Origin of the sequence: Paraliomyxa miuraensis (assembly GCF_026337845.1) — a bacterium.
GTDB classification, from domain to species: Bacteria; Myxococcota_A; Polyangia; order Nannocystales; family Nannocystaceae; genus Paraliomyxa; species Paraliomyxa miuraensis.
On sequence record NZ_JAOVZF010000164.1, the window covers coordinates 274,754 to 292,830 of the forward strand.

Genomic DNA, 18,077 nt, shown 5'->3' on the forward strand with positions numbered 1-18,077 from the left:
CCTACTCTCCTTGGCAAGTCCTCCTCAGCGGGGCGTAGGCCCGTCCTCCCCCCGCGAAGAAGGTGTTGAAGAACTCCAGCAACTGTAGGCGCGCCGGGTGCACCATCGCCCCGATGAGCGCCATCGCGAAGTTGAAGGCGTGGCCCACCACCAGCACCAGCACCGCAGCGACCGTGCCCACCGGGCCGCCCATCAGCACCGCAGCGATGGTGTTGACCACCATGGCGATGATTCCCGACGACAGGCCCAGACCGAACAGGCGCATGTAGGACGCCACGTTGCCCAGCAAGCTCACGATGTCGTAGAGCGCCCACGCGCCTCCGCCCAGGCGCCGCCACGGATTGGGCACGGGCACGGCGAAGCCCAGCAACGCGACGCAGACGAGCCCGAACGACCACCCCGGCCACCAGCCCATCACCCACGGCACCAGCGTGGGGACGACCATCAGCCACGCCAGCGAGCCCAGGGCGGCCTGGTAGCGCCGCCGCCGCAGGTCCAGCCACAGACGCAGGCCCATGCCCAGGTGTAGCTGTACGAGCCCCAGGCCCAGCGAGACCATCAGCAGCCGACTCGGATCCTCCACCAGCGAGAACAGCAAGGCCGACGGCGACAGGCCGAGCAGCTCGTGGATCCTCACGCCGAAGAGGTTGCCGAGCAGCGCCCCCACGGCGATGGAGACCACGCCCAGCAGCAAGGCCCACTGCAACAGCAGCCGCACCGAGCCCGAAGGTCGTGTTCGCAAGCCCGAAAGTCGTGCTCGCAGCAGCACGCCGGCTGCGAGCGCGGTCAGCAGGATCCCGTAGCCGAGGTCGCCCAGGCACAGGGCGAAGAACACGCCCATGAAGGGCGCCACCAGCGGAGTGGGATCGATCTCGTCATGGCGAGGCAGCTTGAACGCCGCCACCAACGGCTCGAAGGTGCGTACCAGGGGTCCGTTGCGCAGAGCGATGGGCACCGCCTCGTCGGGCGCGGGACTGCGGGTGGTCAGCACCAGGGAGCGCTCGGCTCGCAGGGCACGAAGCCGCTCGAGACCCTCCGTGGGGCAATACCCCTCCAGTACGAAGATCGGCTGCCCCTCCCCCAAGCCCTCGGCCGTGGTGGCCAGCGCGAGCTCGTCGTCGAGCCACCGCCGGTAGCCCACGAGCACCGGGCGCACCGCAACCGCCTCGTCTCGCTCACTCAGACACTCCGCGAGCACACGACGCGCCCGCCGCACGTCGTCACGCAGCACGCCGAGCGAGCGCACGGGGGGCTCCATGCGATCGAGCGGCAGCGTCACCTCGCCTCGCGTGACCACCCATAGCTGCACGCGACCGCCCGGCCGCGGCACGACCGACGCCCAGTCGAAGCCGGCGAGGATGTCGGCGGGAAGCTGCGAGCGACGCCCCTCGAACACCGCCACCGTCACCCCGGCTTCGCCCAGCCGCTCGAGGGCCTCGGGCTCCACCCCTCCCCAGGGCCGGGCCCGGGCGTGCTCGCGCTCGAGTCGCTCCAGCGTCGCTCGAGCCTCGTCGCAGGCCGCCACGAGCCGCTCGACGCGCCGCAGCTCTCCTGCCGCCGCCTCGGCGCCAGGCCATGGCCCGTCCTCGTCCCCGGGCGGGAGCGCGGCGAGCATCCGCTCCACGCGCTCCCGCTGCGCCTTCAGCTCGGTCGGGAGCTCCGGCGCGGGCCGTCGCTCCAGCACGTGCAGCACCCCCGCGTCCGCGACCGCCCGCACGGCCGCGTCACGATCGGCACTCGGCCCCAAGAGGCACACCTTCGTCATCTCAACGATGGCCATGCTCCGCTCCTGTCTCCGAGACCCGAGGTCGAGCCTGCGCCTTGGCCTTGGCCAGCTTGGCTCGCCCCACCGCCGCGGTCTGCTGATCGCCCAGGTAGACCCGCAGCCGCCGAATGTTGCGCTGCGTACGAGGCACCAGGACCTTCTCGTAGAGGTTGATCCGCTGGCTGGTGCGGGCAAGCTCCTGGGCGAGCCGATGCTCGCTCCGCTCGAGCACGGAGCGCTCGGCGTGCAGCCGCGCGTCCTGCCGCAGCACGCCCACCGCGTCGTCGAACGAGAGCGGCGTGGCCAGCAGATCGTGCGTGCGATCCACGAAGCGCACGTGCTCGAGCCGAGACACCGCGACCCCGGCCACGTTGGTCGTTGCCGTCACCACCTGCTCCACCTCTGCATGCGGGCGCGCGACCGGGGCCATCGCCCGCAGCAACCCCGCCCAGGACCTCGCACCCTCGTGGAGCGCAGCTCGCTGCCGTTCCACTCGAGCCCGCTGCTGCCTCACCCCGGCGACCGCCGCCTGCAGCTGCTGCTGACGCAGCCGCAGCGTGGGCAAGAACTCGAGCAGCGAGCCGAGCCGATCCTTCTGCTCGCGCAGCGAGCTCTTGTTCAGGCGCAGCGCGTCCTTCATGGCGTCACCTCGCCAGGCCAGCGCGCCTGCAGCACCTCGCGCTTGATGCCGACCTGCTGGGGCTCATAGCACTCGGCCAGCGTGCGCCACCCCAGGTCCAGGGCCTGCAAGAGCGGCAGCTCGACCTCCAGGTCCATGAAGTGCCGGCGAAACAGCTCGCCGTAGCGCAGGTGTCGGGCGTCGGTCTCGGTGCTCATGAACCCCATCGCGAGCTTCTTGTGGGCCTCCTGCGCCCGCGCGTAGAGCCGGATCATCGCGTTCATCAGCGGCCCGTGGTCGTCGCGCGTGGCCTTGCCCACCACCAGCTGCCCGAGCCGCGACAGCGATCCAAAGGGACTGATGCAGCCGTCCGTGAGGTAGTACTGCCCCTCGGTGATGTAGCCGGTGTTGTCGGGCACGGGGTGCGTCACGTCGCCTCCCGGCATGGTGGTGACACCCAGGATGGTGATGGAGCCCGCGCCAGGCAGGTCCACCGCCTTCTCGTAGCGCGCAGCCAGATCCGAGTAGAGCGAGCCGGGAAAGCCGAGGTTCGAGGGGATCTGCTCCATCGACACCGCGATCTCCTTGAGCGCATCGGCAAAGGCGGTCATGTCGGTCAGCAGCACGAGCACCCGCTGCCCCGCCACCGCGAGCTGCTCGGCCGCCGCGAGCGCGAGGTCGGGCACCAACAGGCGCTCCACCACCGGGTCGGCGGCGGTGTTGACGAACATCACCGTACGCCCCATCACCCCGCCTTCCTCGAAGGTCTGCTGGAAGAACATGGCCTCGTCGAACGGCAGCCCGATGCCTCCGAAGACGATGACGTCGGCGCGCGCCTGGAGACCGATGCGGGCGAGCAGCTGGGCATGAGGCTCGCCGGCCTCGGAGAAGATCGGCAGCTTCTGGCTCTCCACCAGCGGGTTGAACACGTCGATCATGGGAATCCCGGTCTCGACGAGCCGCCCGGGCAACCGCCGTCGTATCGGGTTGACCGAGGGGCCTGCGAGCTCGACGGGCTCCCCTTCGTCGAGCGAAGGCTTGCCGTCACGCGGGCGCCCCGAGCCGTCGAACACGCGCCCCAAGAGCTGCTGGCTGACCCGCAGCTGCATGGGCCGACCCAAGAAGCGCACCGAGGCATCGACCGAGAGCCCGCGAGTTCCCGAGAACACCTGCAGGGCCACCCGCCGGCCGGCGAGGCGAACGACCTGGGCCAGGCTCTCCTCGCCGTCGGGGTTGCGGATGACGGCGAGCTCTCCAAAGCCCACGCCGTCGGCGAAGACGCTGGCGATGTCGCCGTTGATGGTGTCGATTCCCCGGTGTGTCCTCATCATGCGGCACCTGCTCGTGTTGCGGTGGGGCCGACCTGGGCCAGGAGCTGGTCGATGCGAAGATCCTGCTCGACGAGCTCCGGCGACCCCGGTGCACAGTAGTTGCGCTGGTAGAACGCGTCGGTCAGCGACGCGAAGAAGCGACGGGCGGCCACCTTGTCGGGCAGCGACGGCTCCATGGTCAGCGCCCGGTGGATCCGCACCAGATCCCGCTTCTGGCGATCCATGGGGGTGCAGGCGTCCAGCTCGTCGAATGCGTTCTGCTGCAAGTAGGCCGCATCGAGCAGCTCACCGCAGAGGTACACCACCAGATCACCGAGCGGCACGCCCTCCTCACCCACCACCGTCATCATCCGATCCACCTCGGCGGCGCGGCGCAGAGTGGTCCGGCAGAACTCCACTGCGGCGTCCCAGGCAGGATCGTCGTCGTCGATCCGCCGCGGGTAGAGGGACCACGACTCCAGCGGATCGATGGCCGGATAGCGACGCTCGTCGGAGCGCGCGCGGCTGAGCCCGTGGAACGCCCCCACCACGCTCAGCGTGGCCTGGGTGACCGGCTCCTCGAAGTTGCCTCCCGCCGGCGACACCGTGCCGATCAGCGTGACCGCCCCGGTGGATCCATCGCGCAGCTCCACCAGCCCCGCCCGCTCGTAGAGCCCGGCAATGCGAGTCTGCAGGTACGCCGGAAACGCCTCCTCACCGGGAATCTCCTCGAGGCGCCCCGAGGTCTCGCGCATGGCCTGGGCCCAGCGCGAGGTGGAGTCGGCCAGCACCAGCACGTCGAGGCCGAGCTGCCGATAGTACTCGGCCAGGGTGATCCCGGTGTAGATCGAGGCCTCGCGAGCGGCCACCGGCATCGACGAGGTGTTGCAGACGATGATGGTGCGCTCCATCAGCGAGCCCCCCGTGCGCGGGTCCACGAGGCGAGGGAGCTCCTCGATGGTCTCCACCACCTCTCCGGCCCGCTCGCCGCAGGCCACCACGATGACGAGATCGACCGCTGCGTAGCGGGCCAGCAGCTGCTGGAGCACGGTCTTGCCGGCGCCGAAGGGCCCGGGCACGCAGGCGGTTCCGCCTCGCACGATGGGAAAGAGGGTGTCGATGATGCGGCAGCCGGTGACCAACCGCTGCCTCGGATGGAGACGCCGTTCGTGGCGGTCGATGGCGCGCTTGACCGGCCAGCGCTGCTGCATGGTCACGGCACGCTCGTGACCGTCGTCGGTCCGCAGGATCGCGACCACCTCGTCGACCCGCCGGTCTCCGGCGTCCGCGACATGGATGAGGGTCGCCGAGCCCCGCAGATCGAGCGGCACCATCACGTGGTGTCGAATGTGATGCTCCTGCACCCAGCCCAGGAATTCACCCGCCTGCACCCGAGCACCCGGCGCAGCGGTGGGATGGAACGCCCACTGCCGTTGCAGATCGACCGCAGGCGCCTGGGCCCCTCGTCGCAGGAACAGGCCCTGGCGATCGTCGAGCCGATGCAGCGGGCGCTGCAGCCCGTCGTAGATGGTGCCCAGCATCCCCGGGGCCAGGGTCACCGAGAGCAGCTCGCCGCGAAACGCGACCTTCATGCCCACCGCGACCCGCCGGGTGTCTTCGAACACCTGGAGCTGGGCCACCTCGCCGTCGACGCGGATGACCTCGGCCATCAGGCGCTCCGATCCACACTCGACCTCGGCCACCTCGCCCTGCCGCACCGGCCCATGCCGTCGTACCGCCACGAGGTTGCCGTTGACGCCCACGATCGTGCCGCTGGCTCGTTGGTCGCTCATGCCCACACCTCCTCGAGGGCTTCCCCCTCGTCGTCGAAGTCCCAGCGCTGGAGCACGATGGCCGCCACCACCTGGGCCAGCAGCGCGTCGGTGTCGAAGGGGTCGATGCCCACGAGCCGCTCCAGCTCCCGCAGGCGGGCGGCATCCAGCGTCCACTGCCGCTGCTGCGGATCGGAGCCCGCCATGGCTCCCGCCACCATGGCGGCGAGCGCCGTGGCCCGATCCTCCACGTCGGGCGCCGCAGCAGGCCAGGGGCGACCCAGCACCTCCGCACGCCGGGCCGCCAGGGCCTCGCGCAGCGCCTGCTCATGGGCGGTCCACGCCCGCAGGAGCTCGCTGCCCGACTCGTCCGCAAGCTGCCGCGCCCGCTCGATCCGCGCCCGCCCTCGGGTCACCGCATCGGCCTCGACCGCCCCGGGCTCGGCCCCGGTGCCGGCCTCGGGCTGGTCGAGCGCGATCAGAGCCTCGACCGCGGACACGGTCCGCGCATCGAGCTCCTCACGACAACGAACCCATAGCCGAGGCAGGGCCAGCGCCGGTGGACCCGGGGCGACCGGCCGCGGCGGCAGCTCGGTGCACAGGCGATAGTGCTTCATGCGACCTCCCGCGAGCGCGTTCCGAGGTACTGCCGAAAGCGCGGGGCCAAGAAGCGCATCAGCACCTGGGTGAAGGCCTCGTGGCTGAAGTCGAGCTGCACTCCATCCGCGGCGAGCACGAATCCCCCACTCGGCCCTCCTTCGGGCCGAAGCCGTACGCCCCGCCGAGCGACGGGTCCGACCCGAGCCATGAGCGCGGCGCCGAGCCGCTCGGCGACCTGCGGCGACAGCAGCACCTCGAGCTCCGCATCACCATGGCCCGACGCGGCAAAGGCCCGGGCCGCCTCGACGAGCAGGGCCTCGAGCGTCGGGCCATCGCCCAGCGCATGCTCGAGCACCTCGTGGAGGGTCGCGCCGAGCACGGCCTGCTCGACGGCCTGACGCAGCATCAGCACTCCGGCGGCCGCCGCCTGCCGCAGCTCTCGATCGAGCTGCGTGCGCTGCTGCTCGGCTCTCCGCCGTGCGTCTTCGACGATGCGTTCGGCCTCGGCCCGCGCCTGATCCCGCAGCTCGGCCGCCTCGGCCCGCGCCTGCGCCACCAGCGCATTGGCCTCTCGCTCGCCGGCCTCGATTCCGCGTCGACACAGCGCCTCGACGGCCTGCTCGAGGCCTTCGGTCACCCTCTCGTTCATGAGCTTCGCTCCAGTCCTTCGCTACCCAAGGTCAACATGAACCCATTGAGAGCGCCTTCGAGGGAATAGATTTGGCGTGATACATTAGCTTCGTTCATGTATGTGAACCTGCCCTCGCTTCCCGCGTTGCAGACGTTCGAGGCCGCCGCACGCCTGGGCAGCTTCACCGCGGCCGCCCGCGAGCTGCACGTGACCCAGGGTGCGGTGAGCCATCAGATCCGCGCCCTCGAGGACGACCTGGGCTATCTGCTGTTCGCGCGCCTGCCCCGGCGGGTGGAGCTCACCCGCGAGGGCCGGCTGCTCGGCGAGGCGGTGACCCGAGGGCTGGGCCACATTGCCGAGGCCCTGCGCATGCTCGAGCAGCAACGCGGCCGTCGGTGGCTCTCGGTCAGCGTCAGCCACTCGTTCGCGGTGCGCTGGCTGGTCCCACGGCTCGACGAATTCGGGCGCCTCCACCCCGAGGCCGACGTGCGCATCGCCTCCACCAACCGCATGGTCGACCCGCGCCACGAGGACATCGACCTGTGCATTCGCTTCGGCGAGGGCAGCTATCCGGGTCTCGACATCGAGCTGCTCATCACCGAGGAGGTGTTCCCGGTGTGCAGCCCCCAGTTGCTGCGCGACGCACCGCTGCGCGAGCCCGCCGACCTGGTCCACCACACGCTCTTGCACGACGACGTGCTGCTCGACCACCCCGAGCGCCCGAGCTGGGAGCGCTGGCTCGAGGCCGCCGGGGTGCGGCTGCCCGATCTGGCGGGCCCGCACTTCAGCCACACCAGCATGACCATGACCGCCGCCGTGGCTGGCCAGGGGGTGGCGCTGGGCCGAACCTGCCTGGTGGTGGACGACATCGCCAGCGGTCGCCTCGTTCGCCCCTTCGGTCCCGCGGTGCGCAGTCCCTTCTCCTACTGGCTGGTCGCGCCCCGCGGGGGCCTCGATCGCCCCTCGGTGGCCAGCTTCGTGCGATGGCTTCGCGAGAGCATGCCCACCATGCCCGCGCTCCACGAACCATCGACCCGGGCCCAGCCCTGACCCGCCGAGCAGGGCACGGAAGCAGAGGATCGCAGCCGCGCTCGTTCGGATGATATCCTCGCCCCATGCGTTGGCTTGCATGGGCCGGGGGCTTGGGACTGGGGCTTTTGGCGGGCTGGGCCTGCGGCACGGGCAGCGAGACCGACTGCGCCGTGGGCAGCCTCGAGTGCGCCTGCACCACGGGGGGCGCGTGTGATCCAGGGCTCACCTGCGTCAACGACAAGTGCATCCTCATCGACTGCCCGGTGGGTCGCGAGGGATGCCCGTGCACGGGCGGTGGGGCCTGCGATCCGGGGCTGACCTGCGAGGGCGACACGTGCGTCGATGGCGATGGCACCGGTGGCGGCCCGGGACCCAGCAGCATGAGCATGAGCATGGGAGATGCCACGGCCGACGAGGACAGCGGCGGGCTCAAGCTCGACGTGGGCTCCAACGACCTGCCCGTGGGGCCGTGCTCGCAGACCGGCTGCACCCGGGTGGACATGCTGTTCGCGATCGACTCGTCGCTGTCGATGAACGAGGAGATCCAGGCGCTCGCGGCCTCGCAGGCGTTCACGGCGATCGTGCAGGACCTCGAGGATCTCAACTGCGGCGGCATCGAGTACCGGATCGGGATCACCAACGACAACAACGGCGGCTTCATCGGGTCGGGCGGTCAGCCGTGGTTCGACAGCAACGACATGACGCAGGAGGAGATCGCCTCGGCATTCTCCTCGGCCGCGCTCTCGGTGCCCTGCGCCAACTGCACGCCGATCGGCTGCGAGCACGTGCTCAGCACGGCGCTGTCGACCCTCGCGCTCGACACCTCCGGCTTCCTGCGACCCGACGCCTTGCTCGTGCTGGTGCTGATCACCGACGTCGACGACTACGGCTACTACGATCAGATGGGCTTCGGCGGCTTCTGTGATGGCTTCCTGTGCACGCAGACGCCACAGCCGGTCGACACCATCTACGACCAGCTCGTGACGCTCAAGGGTGGCGACCCGGCGGCCGTCGCCGCGGTCGTGGTCGCGGGCGACCCCACGATCATGGAGGGGCTCAACACCTGCGGACAGCCGGCCACCTGCTGCGGCGTGGGCCTGGGCGAGTGCGCGCAGGCCCACCACGCGCCACGGCTGTACGAGTTCGCGGACATGCAGGCGGGCACCAACGGGTACGCGGGCAACATCTGCGACGGCGCGGCGCAGATCCCCTTGATGATCCAGGACGCGCTGACCAACAACGTCGACCTGGCGTGTCAGACCTACGAGCCACCGGGCTAGCAGGACCATGCGCTCGACGACCATCACCCTCCTGGTCGGCCTGGGGCTCGGCGCGGCGCTCGGCGGCTCTTGTACGGGCAGCAGCGTGTTCGAATGCGAGGCCGACGGCCAGTGCGTGTTCGCGGGGATCGAGGGCGTGTGCCAGCCCAACGGCCATTGCAGCTTCCCCAGCGGCGACTGCGCTTCGGGACAGCGCTACGGCATACACGCTCCGCCCGAGCTGGCGGAAGAATGCGTGGACGAGGGCGCCACGGGCTCGGGCTCGGGTGGCGAGCCGGCCTCGGAGGACGCGTCCGCGTCGGTCGATTCCGCCGACGACGACACGACCATGGGGGGCCCCGGGAGCGACGAGCTGCTGCTGTGGCTCGACTTCGAGGAGATGGACGGCAGCCAGGTGCTCGACCGCAGCGGCAACGAGCGCCATGCACAGTGCCAGGGCCTGTGCCCGTTTGCGTTCCCCGGGCGGGTCGGCAACGGGGGCGCCTTCACGAACAACCACCTCGTCGTGCCCCACGACCCCGGGCTCGAGACTCCCGACGCGCTGACCATCGCGGTGTGGGTCTTTACCGAGACCGGCCCGTCCGCGATGGCCATCGCGGAGAAGCCCTACCTCGCAAGGACCAACGCCAACTGGAACTCGTGGGAGCTGCGGCTCGAGGAGGTGCTCTACTTCGCGATCGCCAACGACGCGGAACAGAGCGTGACCCTGTCCGAGACGATCTTGGGCTACGAGGCCCTGTGGGTGCACTTGGCGGGGGTCTACGATGGCGACGGCGTGGCGCTCTACATCGGTGGCGAGCTGGTCGACCAGGCCTCGGCCAGCACGCCCGGCTTCGACGCCCAGGACATCATCATCGGCGCGGGGGCGAGCAATGGCATGATCGACGACCTCTTCTTGGGAGGCCTGGACGAGCTGCGGCTCTATGGGCGAGCGCTCTCCGCTGGAGAGGTGCAGGCGCTCGCGGCCGAAGGCCCCGCGTGAGCTCCGCGGGCTCCGCGTCGCAGCGGCCCGCGAGCGTCTTCCCGAGGTCGGGGCCGGGGGATTGCGCGACGTCCCGCGAGAAAGATGAACACCCGCCTCGATCCGTGATTGAATGGGCGAGGAAGGGCGAGACTCATGCGACTGGCGAGATTCGTGTGCTGTATGGCGGTGGGACTGGGTTCCTGGGGCTGCGGTGGATCCGAGGGCGACGGTGACGGTGGCGGCGACACGGTGACCACGTTGCCGCCCGGCAGCGGGCCCACGACCGAGCCGGCCACCACCGCGGAGGACAGCGGCGGAGCCACCAGCGCGGCGACCTCGGCGGCGACCACCACCGGGCCCGCCAGCAGCAGCGACGGCGCCGATGGAGAGACGGGTCCCGCGGTCTACTTCGACGTGGGCATGATGCCCGACGGCGGCGGCGAGGGCTGGTGCCAGCCGGGCATGAGCGGGGGCATGGGCGGCAAGGACGAGCCCGAGTTCTCGTTCCTGTGGGCGTGCAACAGCACCCAGGGCACGATCTCCAAGATCGACACGCAGACGGTGACCGAGGTGGCGCGCTACTACACGCGGCCCGACCTCTCGGGCAGCCCTTCGCGCACCTCGGTGAGCCTGTCGGGTCACGCGGCGGTGGCCAACCGCTCGGGCGGCATCACCAAGTTCTGGGCGACCCAGGAGGATTGCCAGGACACCAACGGCGTGGCGGGGATCCAGACCTCGGTGGGCAACGCTCCGCTGCCGTGGGATCAGGAGGAGTGCCGCGCGTGGCACATCCCGTTCGGCTACAGCAGCCAGCGCCCCGTGGCGTGGGCTCCGGGCGAGTGGAACTCCCAGAGCTGCGAGTGGGAGAACGAGATGCTGTGGACGGCCGGGCGCAACGGCTCCGGCACCGACGCCGAGGTGGTGCTCATCGACGGCGACGCGGGCATCGTGGTCGACACCGCGGCGGTGATGGGGCTCAAGGCGGATCAGTACGGCCTCTACGGCGGCGCGGTGGATTCCGAGGGCAACTTCTGGGCCACGGGCTGGGCCACCGGCAATCACCTGGTGCGGGTCGACATCGACACCATGGCGGTGACCGTGTGGCCCGGGCCCTCGGTGATCGCGACCTCGCACTGGTACGGCATGACGGTCGACGTCAACGGCTACGTGTGGAACTGCGCCAGCCGAGTGGCGCGCTTCGACCCCGTGACGGAGCTGTGGGCAGTGAGCAACGAGCTGCCGCACTGGAACGCGGGCTGCATGGCGGACGACGATCCCAACGGCCTGCTGTGGCTGGGGAGCCAGGGGCTGCTCGGGATCGATCGCGAGACGTTCGCGGTGGTGCACCAGTGGCCCACGCCCACGTCCTATGGCGTGAGCATCGACTTCTACGGCTACGTGTGGGCGGTCAACGGCAACGGGGCGCACCGCGTCGATCCCAGCACCGGCACCGTGACCTCGTACAACGGGCTCGTGGGCGCATACACCTACTCGGACATGACCGGGTTTGCGCTCAACACCGTGGGCGGCGGCGGGGCGGCGGGGTAGCGAGCCGCTCGTCCCTCGTCCACGACCGTCGGTGCGCCCTCCCCGACCGTCAGTCGGGGCAGTCGCCCCTTCGCGCATCCATTCGCGCTACCGTGGACCCTCGATGTCGCCCCAGCCGCTGCTCCCCGCTTCGTCCCTTCGAACCGCCCTGGTGTGGGTGGTGGCCGCGGCCAGCCTGGTGATGGGCATGGCGGCGATCCCCACGATCGTCCGCCTCGATCCCGCGCCCTGGCTGGCCGCGTCGCTGGCCACCGCCGCCATGTGCGGGCTGACGGTGCGACTGGCCGCGCGCAGCCTGGTCGAGCCGGGTACTGCGGTCGGCCGCACGGTGGGCTGGGCGCTGCTGCTGGGGGTGGCCAATGGCCCCGTGGCATTCATGGCCGCCTGCGTGGCGGAGCGCGGGAGCCTGGACTCGCTGGCCTTCCTGCCGCTGGTGGCGGTGGTCGGCTCGCCGTTCGGGCTGGGCTTCGGGCTGCTGTTCGGCCTGGCGCTGAGCATCCCGGTGGCGACGTTCATGCGGGCGTGGCAGCGGCCCTCGCCCGATGCCACCGACACCACGCTCGCGGCGCTGGGCGTGTGGCTGGCGCTGGCCTCCGCGGGCACGGTGCTGGTGCTGGCCATGCGGCTGCACCCGTCGATCCCCCACGGCCCCTGGGGAGCGGGTGGCGACGAGCCGTGGCACGGGACCGCGCTCCTGAGCACCGCGTGGGGCATGGGTCTGCTCGGAGCGGGGCTGGCCGTGGTGGCGGGGCTGCGCCGCGCGTCACGGCACCGCTTCGTGGCCCGGGTGGCCCTGGGCCTGGTGCCGAGCTGGCGGCTGGTCGCGGCTCCGGTCGACGCGACCGAGCGCGCGGACCTGCAGCGCCTGCCCTGCCTGGGAGAGACGCCGCTCGAGTGCGATCACGTGCTCGTGCGCTGCGAGGAGGCCGGCGACGGCGCGTATCGCCGCGCCGCGACTCAGTGGCCCGTGGCCTGGGTGCCTCGCACATGGCTCGGTGCTCGGATCATCGAGAGCGCCCACGAGCCGCCCGCGCCGCGCGCTGCGTGATAGCGTGCGGGCCCGATGCCCTGGTCGCGCTCCCTCGCTCCGCTCGTTTTCGCCTTCGCCACGCTCGCCGTCGCCCCCGGCTGCGATCGCGAGGCCGAGACCAAGCCCGATGCCAAGGCCGACGCCGGCACCGAGACCAAGGATCCCGACGCCGCGTCTGCGCAGACCTGTGCGGTCCGTGGTCAGGAGATGGAGCGGGAGCTGCTGGACGCATGCACGATCTCCGAGCAGTTGCTGTCGGTCGACGTGCCGTTCACCCCCTGGAAGTCCGCCCCCTCGTCGGCGCCGAGCAACGCGCTGCGGCTCGAGCTGAGCCCCAAGGGCGTGGTGGTGGGCTGGGGCTCGCCGCTGCCGCTGGGCGAGCTCGAGGCGCGCCTGATCGCCGAGCGCGAGCACGCCGCGATGGCCTCTCGCTCGCGCGGGCCGCTGTCGTGGGTGCTCGCCATCGACGGCACCACCGCGCGCAAGGACGTGGCCTCGGCGCTGCAAGTGCTCGCGAGTACGGGGCTGTCCCAGGGCTGGGTGCAGCTGGGCACCACGTCGGTGGGCAACGTTCCCAAGCCGCGCGACCCCAAGCTGCTCGCCGAGCTCACGGCACGAGTCGAGGCCAAGGATCCCAGCGAGCGTGCGGCTGCCCTCGCCGACGAGATCAGCCGCGCCATGCCCCCTTGCCCGGGTGCGGCCAAGGCGTTCGAAGCGGTGGCGGTGGCCGCCCCCGAGCAGCGCTGCGAGCTGCTCGCGCGCGGCATGGCGGCGGGCTTGGTCGGCTGCGGCTGCCCCAAGGTCGACACGATGGCAACCCTGCTCTACGCGCTCTCGGTGGGCGCCGAGGTGCCCACGCGCCTGGGCGTGGCCGTGCCCGTGACCGTCGATCCGAAGGCCAAGCCGCAGCCGGGCGCAACGTGGGCCGACGTGGTCGCGGGCGCGTCGGAGGGCACGTTCACGGCGCTGTGGGTGAGCCCGCGCTAGCGATGGCGACCGCGCTCGGGGGGGCGGGCTATGCTACGCCGCCTTGGCGCCCCCAAGCCCGACTCGCTCACCCGCCGCGCTCGTCTTTGCCGCCACCATCGGGGTGGGGGCCTGCCTGCTGTTCCAGGTGCAGTTCATCCTGGGCAAGCAGGTCCTTCCGTGGTTCGGGGGCGCCCCCGCGGTGTGGACCACCTGCATGTTGTTCTTCCAGGTGCTCCTGCTGCTCGGCTACGGCTACGCGCACCTGGTGGGCAGCCGCTCGTCCCCCGTGGCCCAGCGCAACATCCACCTCGCCGCGCTGGGCTTGGCGACCGCGCTGCTGCTGGTCCGCGTGCTGCTGTGGCCCTCGCCGATCACCCCGTCCGATGCATGGAAGCCCGCCGAGGGTGACATCCCGTCGCTGGCGATCCTGGGCCTTCTGCTGTTCACCATCGGCCTGCCGTTCCTGGTGCTGTCGTCCACGGGACCGCTGCTCCAGAGCTGGTACGCCCGCTGCTTCCCGGGCGCGTCGCCCTATCGCCTCTACGCGCTGTCCAACCTCGGCTCGCTGCTCGGCCTGCTGAGCTATCCGTTCGGGCTCGAGCCGCTGCTCTCGGTGACCGAGCAGGGCTGGGTGTGGTCGGCGGGCTTCCTCGTGTTCGCGGTGGGCTGCGCGAGCACGGCGATGCTGGTGGGACGCACCGCGCCCTCCTCCACGAGCGATGCGTCGAGCCCCGCCGGCGCGCCCGCACGCGAGCAAGAGGCCCCGCCCACCGCCCGCACGCGCCTTCTGTGGCTGGTGTTGGCCATGCTCGCCTCGGTGCTGCTGCTGGCCATCACCAGCCAGATCTCGCTCGAGGTCGCGGTGATCCCCTTCCTGTGGATGCTGCCGCTGGCGCTCTACCTGCTGAGCTTCGTGCTCTGCTTCGAGTACGAGCGGGCCTATCGCCGGGGCATCTGGGTGCCGCTCTTGTTGGTCAGCGCCGGCTGCACCACGGTGGTGATCCACCTGGGCGTGGGCGCGCCGATGCTGGTGCAGCTGTGCACCTATCTGTCGACCCTGTTCTTCGCCTGCATGGTCTGTCACGGCGAGCTGGTGCGCAGAAAGCCTGCTCCTGCCCACCTCACCGGGTTCTACCTGCTGGTCTCGGCGGGCGGCGCCGCGGGTGGCGTGTTCACGGGGATCGTGGCCCCCGCCGCGTTCCCCGATCTGTGGGAGCTGCCGCTGGCGCTGGTGGCCGTGTCCGCGCTGGCCCTGGCGCTGGCCCTGGCGCAGCCATCACCTTCGCAAGCAGGGCCGTCCTCGCCCGCGCTGGCCAAACGCCTGCGCAGGGCTCGGCAGGTGGCCGCGGGGCTCGGCACGGTGTTCGTGCTCGCCATGGCCATCGCCCTGGCCCAGCACGCCCACGAGCAGTTCGACGACAACCTGCACGTCTCGCGCGGCTTCTTCGGGGTGCTGCGCGTGGACCAGGACTGGAAGGACGAGAACCGACGCACCCGCCTCCGCCACGGCCGCATCATCCACGGCTTCCAGTACGAGGATCCCGAGCTGTCTCGCCAGCCCACCAGCTACTATGGCCCGGGCAGCGGGGTCGGCCTGGCCATCACCACGCACCCGCGCCGCACGGCCAAGCAACCGCTGCGGATGGGCTTCGTGGGCCTGGGCACCGGGACCCTCGCCAGCTACGCGGTCGCCGGCGATCAGGTGCGCTACTACGAGATCGACCCCGACGTGCTCGCGCTTTCGTCGGGGCCCACGCCATTCTTCACCTACCTGCGCGACTGCCCGGGCACGGTCGAGGTGGAGCTCGGCGATGCCCGCATCACCCTCGAGCGCGAGCCCGATCAGGGCCTGGACGTGCTCGCGCTCGATGCGTTCTCGAGCGATGCGATCCCGGCCCACCTGCTGACGGTGGAGGCCATGCAGCTCTACCTTCGGCACCTGCGCGACGACGGCAGCGTGATCGCGGTGCACATCTCCAATCGCTACCTCGACCTCGATCCCGTGGTGCGAGGCCTGGCCGAGACCCTCGACCTGGCCGTGATCCGCATCGACGACGGCCAGGACGACGCGCTGGTCTACACCAGCGAGTGGATGCTGCTGGCCCGCGATGTGGCGGCGTTCGAGCCCATCGTGGCCCTGGCCGATCCCACCGAGGTCCCGGAGCACGAGGGGCCGTGGCCGCGCTGGACCGACGCGTACAGCAACCTGGTCGAGGTGCTCGAGTAGCGTGCCTCAGGGAAGGGCGCAGACGCCCACGTTCTCGAGGCCGGCGGGTGCCTCCCCCGGGCCGTACCATGGCTGACAGGTCTGCCCCTCGCCGGCGCCCGTGCACTGGGCGTCGCCGAGCGGATCGGACGGATCGCAGATCTCGGTGCAGCAGCTGGTCATGCCCTCGCAGGGCAGACCGGGGGGCACGGCGGACGACTGCGTGCACAGCAGCCCGGGAAGGCACGAGTAGTCGTTGAGGCAAGGATCTCCGTAGGCCCCGTCGCCGCTCGGCTGGCAGTACCACCAGTCGTAGTAGGGCAGGCATGCTCCCACCGCGCATTCCTGAGCGAGGGGGTCGCACCACTCCACGCACACGTAGGGGCTGGCATCGCCGCCAATGGCACAGAAGCGAGCGGTGTCGGCACAGGTCGGCTCGAGCTCCGAGCCCTCGCAAAACGGCTGGCAGGTGCCCACGAGGGTCTCGAGGTCCACGTCCCAGCACATCGCGCCTGCCTCACAGGAATCGAGGCCCACGAGTGGCCCGTCGATCACCTCGCAGGGCTCGCCGACCGCGTCGGGCTCCTCGACCACCGGGAAGCAATTCCATGCATCCCAATTCGTGTCGCCGTTGCTCGACCAGGGCATGCACTTCTCGCCGGGCGGACACTGGGGATCGCCCGGGAAGATCCCGCAAGAGCCGTCGCCGCCCACGTCGGGGGGTAGGGCCGTGCCGCCGTCCTCGGTGGACTCGGAGGCCGTCGATCCCGCGCTCGTGCCCGAGATGGTGCCCGTGAGTTCGTCATCGGTCGAGCCCTCGCCGTCCGAGGACGATCCCACGAGCTCGCCGAGCGAGGTTGGATCGGCGGGACAACCCACGAGCATGGTGGCGAGCAGGCCGACGCGCAGCCCGGTGGGAACGAGGTCATTGGTGCGGATCACGACCATGAGTGTCACCAGGTCGAGCGATCCGTTTGCGACGAGCGATCAATCGCGGTCGATCGCACAGGCATCGCGTATGCGATCGCGCAGCGACGACGAGGGGTGTCGCTGCAAGAAGTCGGTGGCCCGCACCACGGCGTTGGTGGCCCGCTGGTGGCAATCGACCAGCACCCGCAGGGCGCGTGCATCGAGAGCCAAGACGCCGCCGGGGTAGCTCTGCTCGTACTCGACCAGCACGCTGGAGGCACGAGCCCAGTCGCGTCCCTCGATCGCTGCCTTGGCGCGGCGCAGCACCGCGACCTCGCCGGCCACGTCGAGACCGGCGGCTTCGACCGAGGGGCGAGGTGCGAGCGCGGACTGGTCCCCGCCCACCGAGGCCCTCGGGCTCGGCGCCAACGCGGAGTCGGGCCCACGGGCGCGCGTGCGAGCGCCAGGAGCGGGAGCCGGCGGTCGCTCCCCGGGGATCGGAGCCGAGGCCTCGGACGTGGGCTCGGCGCTCGCTCGCGCCACGCCCTGCGGCCGGGTGCGTGCCGCCTGGGCGGCGTCCCGTTCCTTCGCATCGTAGCTGGCGGCGTTGGACTCGGAGGCGCGAGTGATCTGCGTGCCGCCCCCCTGCCCCACCCACAGCAGCAGCGCGGCGGCGGCAGCCAGCAGCACGCCCGCCCCCCACAGCCACGGGCCCACGCTGGCGGCGGGAGCGGGAGCCTCGGGCTCGGGCTCCACCACGCTCGGCGCGGGCTCACCAGCCTCGATGCGCGTACGCAGCCCTCGTCGCATGCGCCGAACGGCCGCCTCCGAGGGCGCGTGATGACGGCGGGAAGCCTCGAGCCACTGCTGCTGGAGCCGCTTGATGTCATCCATGGGAGCCTCCCTCGATGTGGGCGCGCGTGAAGGCGTCGAACGCCTGACGAGCCGCACGCAGCCGCGTGTAGACGGTGTTGAGCTTCCAGCCCGTGGCCTCGCTGATCTCGGGTCCGGTCAAGCCCTCGAGCTCGGACAGCTCGAAGACCACGCGGTGGCGCGACGACAGCGAGCCGAGGAAGCGCTCGAGGATCTGCGCCGCCTCGACCTCCTCGGGCTCGGCCGACACCGGAGGCGAGGGCAAGGCCCGCAGCGATCGCCTCCGTCGCTCGCGTAGACGCACCCGATTGCGCGCCACGCCTCGGGTGATCCCAAACAGCCACGAGGTCATGGCGCCGCGACCCTCGTAGCGATCGAGCGCGTGGTAGACCACGAGGAACACGTCCTGCACCACGTCCTCGCGCTCGTCCTCGCCGACCCCAAAGCGCCCCGCCACCCGCCACACCAGGGCGTGGTGCTCGGCGTAGAGCCGCTCGACCTCAGCCAACCGGCTGGAGCTCGACGCGCTGGGCACGGCGGTGGACGAGGACATGACGGCAGGCAGGGGT

At 71.0% G+C, this 18,077-nt stretch carries 16 protein-coding genes; 7 read left to right on the forward strand and 9 right to left on the reverse strand.

Annotated features, from left to right (window positions below; all coding sequences use genetic code 11):
• Position 1: 1 nt before the first annotated feature.
• The 6 genes from OEB96_RS44345 to OEB96_RS44370 are packed head-to-tail and all read right to left on the reverse strand — an operon-like array spanning position 2 to position 6,715.
• On the reverse strand, positions 2-1,780 hold the full coding sequence (locus OEB96_RS44345) for a V-type ATP synthase subunit I (protein WP_266223049.1): 1,779 nt from the start codon (positions 1,778-1,780) through the stop codon (positions 2-4).
• Positions 1,767-2,405 carry a V-type ATP synthase subunit D gene (locus OEB96_RS44350; RefSeq protein ID WP_266223050.1) on the reverse strand — a complete coding sequence of 213 codons (639 nt, stop codon included), beginning with the start codon at positions 2,403-2,405 and terminating at the stop codon, positions 1,767-1,769. The genes OEB96_RS44345 and OEB96_RS44350 overlap by 14 nt, the downstream gene beginning before the upstream one ends.
• Positions 2,402-3,715: a V-type ATP synthase subunit B gene (locus tag OEB96_RS44355; protein ID WP_266223051.1), complete on the reverse strand. Its 1,314-nt coding sequence runs from the start codon at positions 3,713-3,715 to the stop codon at positions 2,402-2,404. Before OEB96_RS44355 ends, OEB96_RS44350 begins: the two co-directional genes overlap by 4 nt.
• Positions 3,712-5,487, reverse strand: a complete 1,776-nt coding sequence (locus tag OEB96_RS44360) for a V-type ATP synthase subunit A (protein WP_266223052.1) — start codon at positions 5,485-5,487, stop codon at positions 3,712-3,714. The genes OEB96_RS44355 and OEB96_RS44360 overlap by 4 nt, the downstream gene beginning before the upstream one ends.
• Positions 5,484-6,083: a hypothetical protein gene (locus tag OEB96_RS44365; protein ID WP_266223053.1), complete on the reverse strand. Its 600-nt coding sequence runs from the start codon at positions 6,081-6,083 to the stop codon at positions 5,484-5,486. Before OEB96_RS44365 ends, OEB96_RS44360 begins: the two co-directional genes overlap by 4 nt.
• Complete coding sequence (locus tag OEB96_RS44370; RefSeq protein ID WP_266223054.1) at positions 6,080-6,715, reverse strand: hypothetical protein; 636 nt, start codon at positions 6,713-6,715, stop codon at positions 6,080-6,082. Before OEB96_RS44370 ends, OEB96_RS44365 begins: the two co-directional genes overlap by 4 nt.
• Positions 6,716-6,817: 102 nt before the next feature.
• Between OEB96_RS44370 and gcvA the strand changes: the two genes are divergently transcribed.
• The 7 genes from gcvA (at position 6,818) to OEB96_RS44405 (ending at position 15,747) form a co-directional block, all read left to right on the forward strand.
• Positions 6,818-7,747, forward strand: coding sequence for a transcriptional regulator GcvA (gcvA, locus tag OEB96_RS44375; protein ID WP_266223055.1), 930 nt, complete (start codon positions 6,818-6,820; stop codon positions 7,745-7,747).
• Between the two features lie 65 nt (positions 7,748-7,812).
• A complete protein-coding gene (locus OEB96_RS44380; protein ID WP_266223056.1) occupies positions 7,813-9,009 on the forward strand; it encodes a hypothetical protein in 1,197 nt (398 codons plus the stop codon).
• A gap of 7 nt (positions 9,010-9,016) precedes the next feature.
• A complete protein-coding gene (locus tag OEB96_RS44385; protein ID WP_266223057.1) occupies positions 9,017-9,991 on the forward strand; it encodes a LamG domain-containing protein in 975 nt (324 codons plus the stop codon).
• A gap of 135 nt (positions 9,992-10,126) precedes the next feature.
• On the forward strand, positions 10,127-11,521 hold the full coding sequence (locus OEB96_RS44390; protein WP_266223058.1) for an NHL repeat-containing protein: 1,395 nt from the start codon (positions 10,127-10,129) through the stop codon (positions 11,519-11,521).
• Between the two features lie 103 nt (positions 11,522-11,624).
• Positions 11,625-12,569 carry a hypothetical protein gene (locus tag OEB96_RS44395; RefSeq protein WP_266223059.1) on the forward strand — a complete coding sequence of 315 codons (945 nt, stop codon included), beginning with the start codon at positions 11,625-11,627 and terminating at the stop codon, positions 12,567-12,569.
• 15 nt (positions 12,570-12,584) lie between these two features.
• Positions 12,585-13,538, forward strand: a complete 954-nt coding sequence (locus OEB96_RS44400) for a hypothetical protein (RefSeq protein WP_266223060.1) — start codon at positions 12,585-12,587, stop codon at positions 13,536-13,538.
• A 43-nt stretch (positions 13,539-13,581) separates the two neighbouring features.
• Positions 13,582-15,747 carry a spermidine synthase gene (locus OEB96_RS44405; protein ID WP_266223061.1) on the forward strand — a complete coding sequence of 722 codons (2,166 nt, stop codon included), beginning with the start codon at positions 13,582-13,584 and terminating at the stop codon, positions 15,745-15,747.
• 6 nt (positions 15,748-15,753) lie between these two features.
• On the opposite strand, the gene OEB96_RS44410 is transcribed toward OEB96_RS44405, so the two are convergent.
• From OEB96_RS44410 to OEB96_RS44420, 3 genes are read right to left on the reverse strand one after another with little or no spacing between them, the layout of a single operon-like run.
• Positions 15,754-16,668, reverse strand: a complete 915-nt coding sequence (locus OEB96_RS44410; RefSeq protein ID WP_266223062.1) for a hypothetical protein — start codon at positions 16,666-16,668, stop codon at positions 15,754-15,756.
• Positions 16,669-16,713: 45 nt separating this feature from the next.
• On the reverse strand, positions 16,714-17,529 hold the full coding sequence (locus OEB96_RS44415; RefSeq protein WP_266223063.1) for a hypothetical protein: 816 nt from the start codon (positions 17,527-17,529) through the stop codon (positions 16,714-16,716).
• Positions 17,522-18,061 (reverse strand): RNA polymerase sigma factor, encoded by a 540-nt coding sequence (locus OEB96_RS44420; protein WP_266223064.1) that lies wholly within the window; start codon positions 18,059-18,061, stop codon positions 17,522-17,524. The genes OEB96_RS44415 and OEB96_RS44420 overlap by 8 nt, the downstream gene beginning before the upstream one ends.
• Between the last annotated feature and the right edge of the window lie 16 nt (positions 18,062-18,077).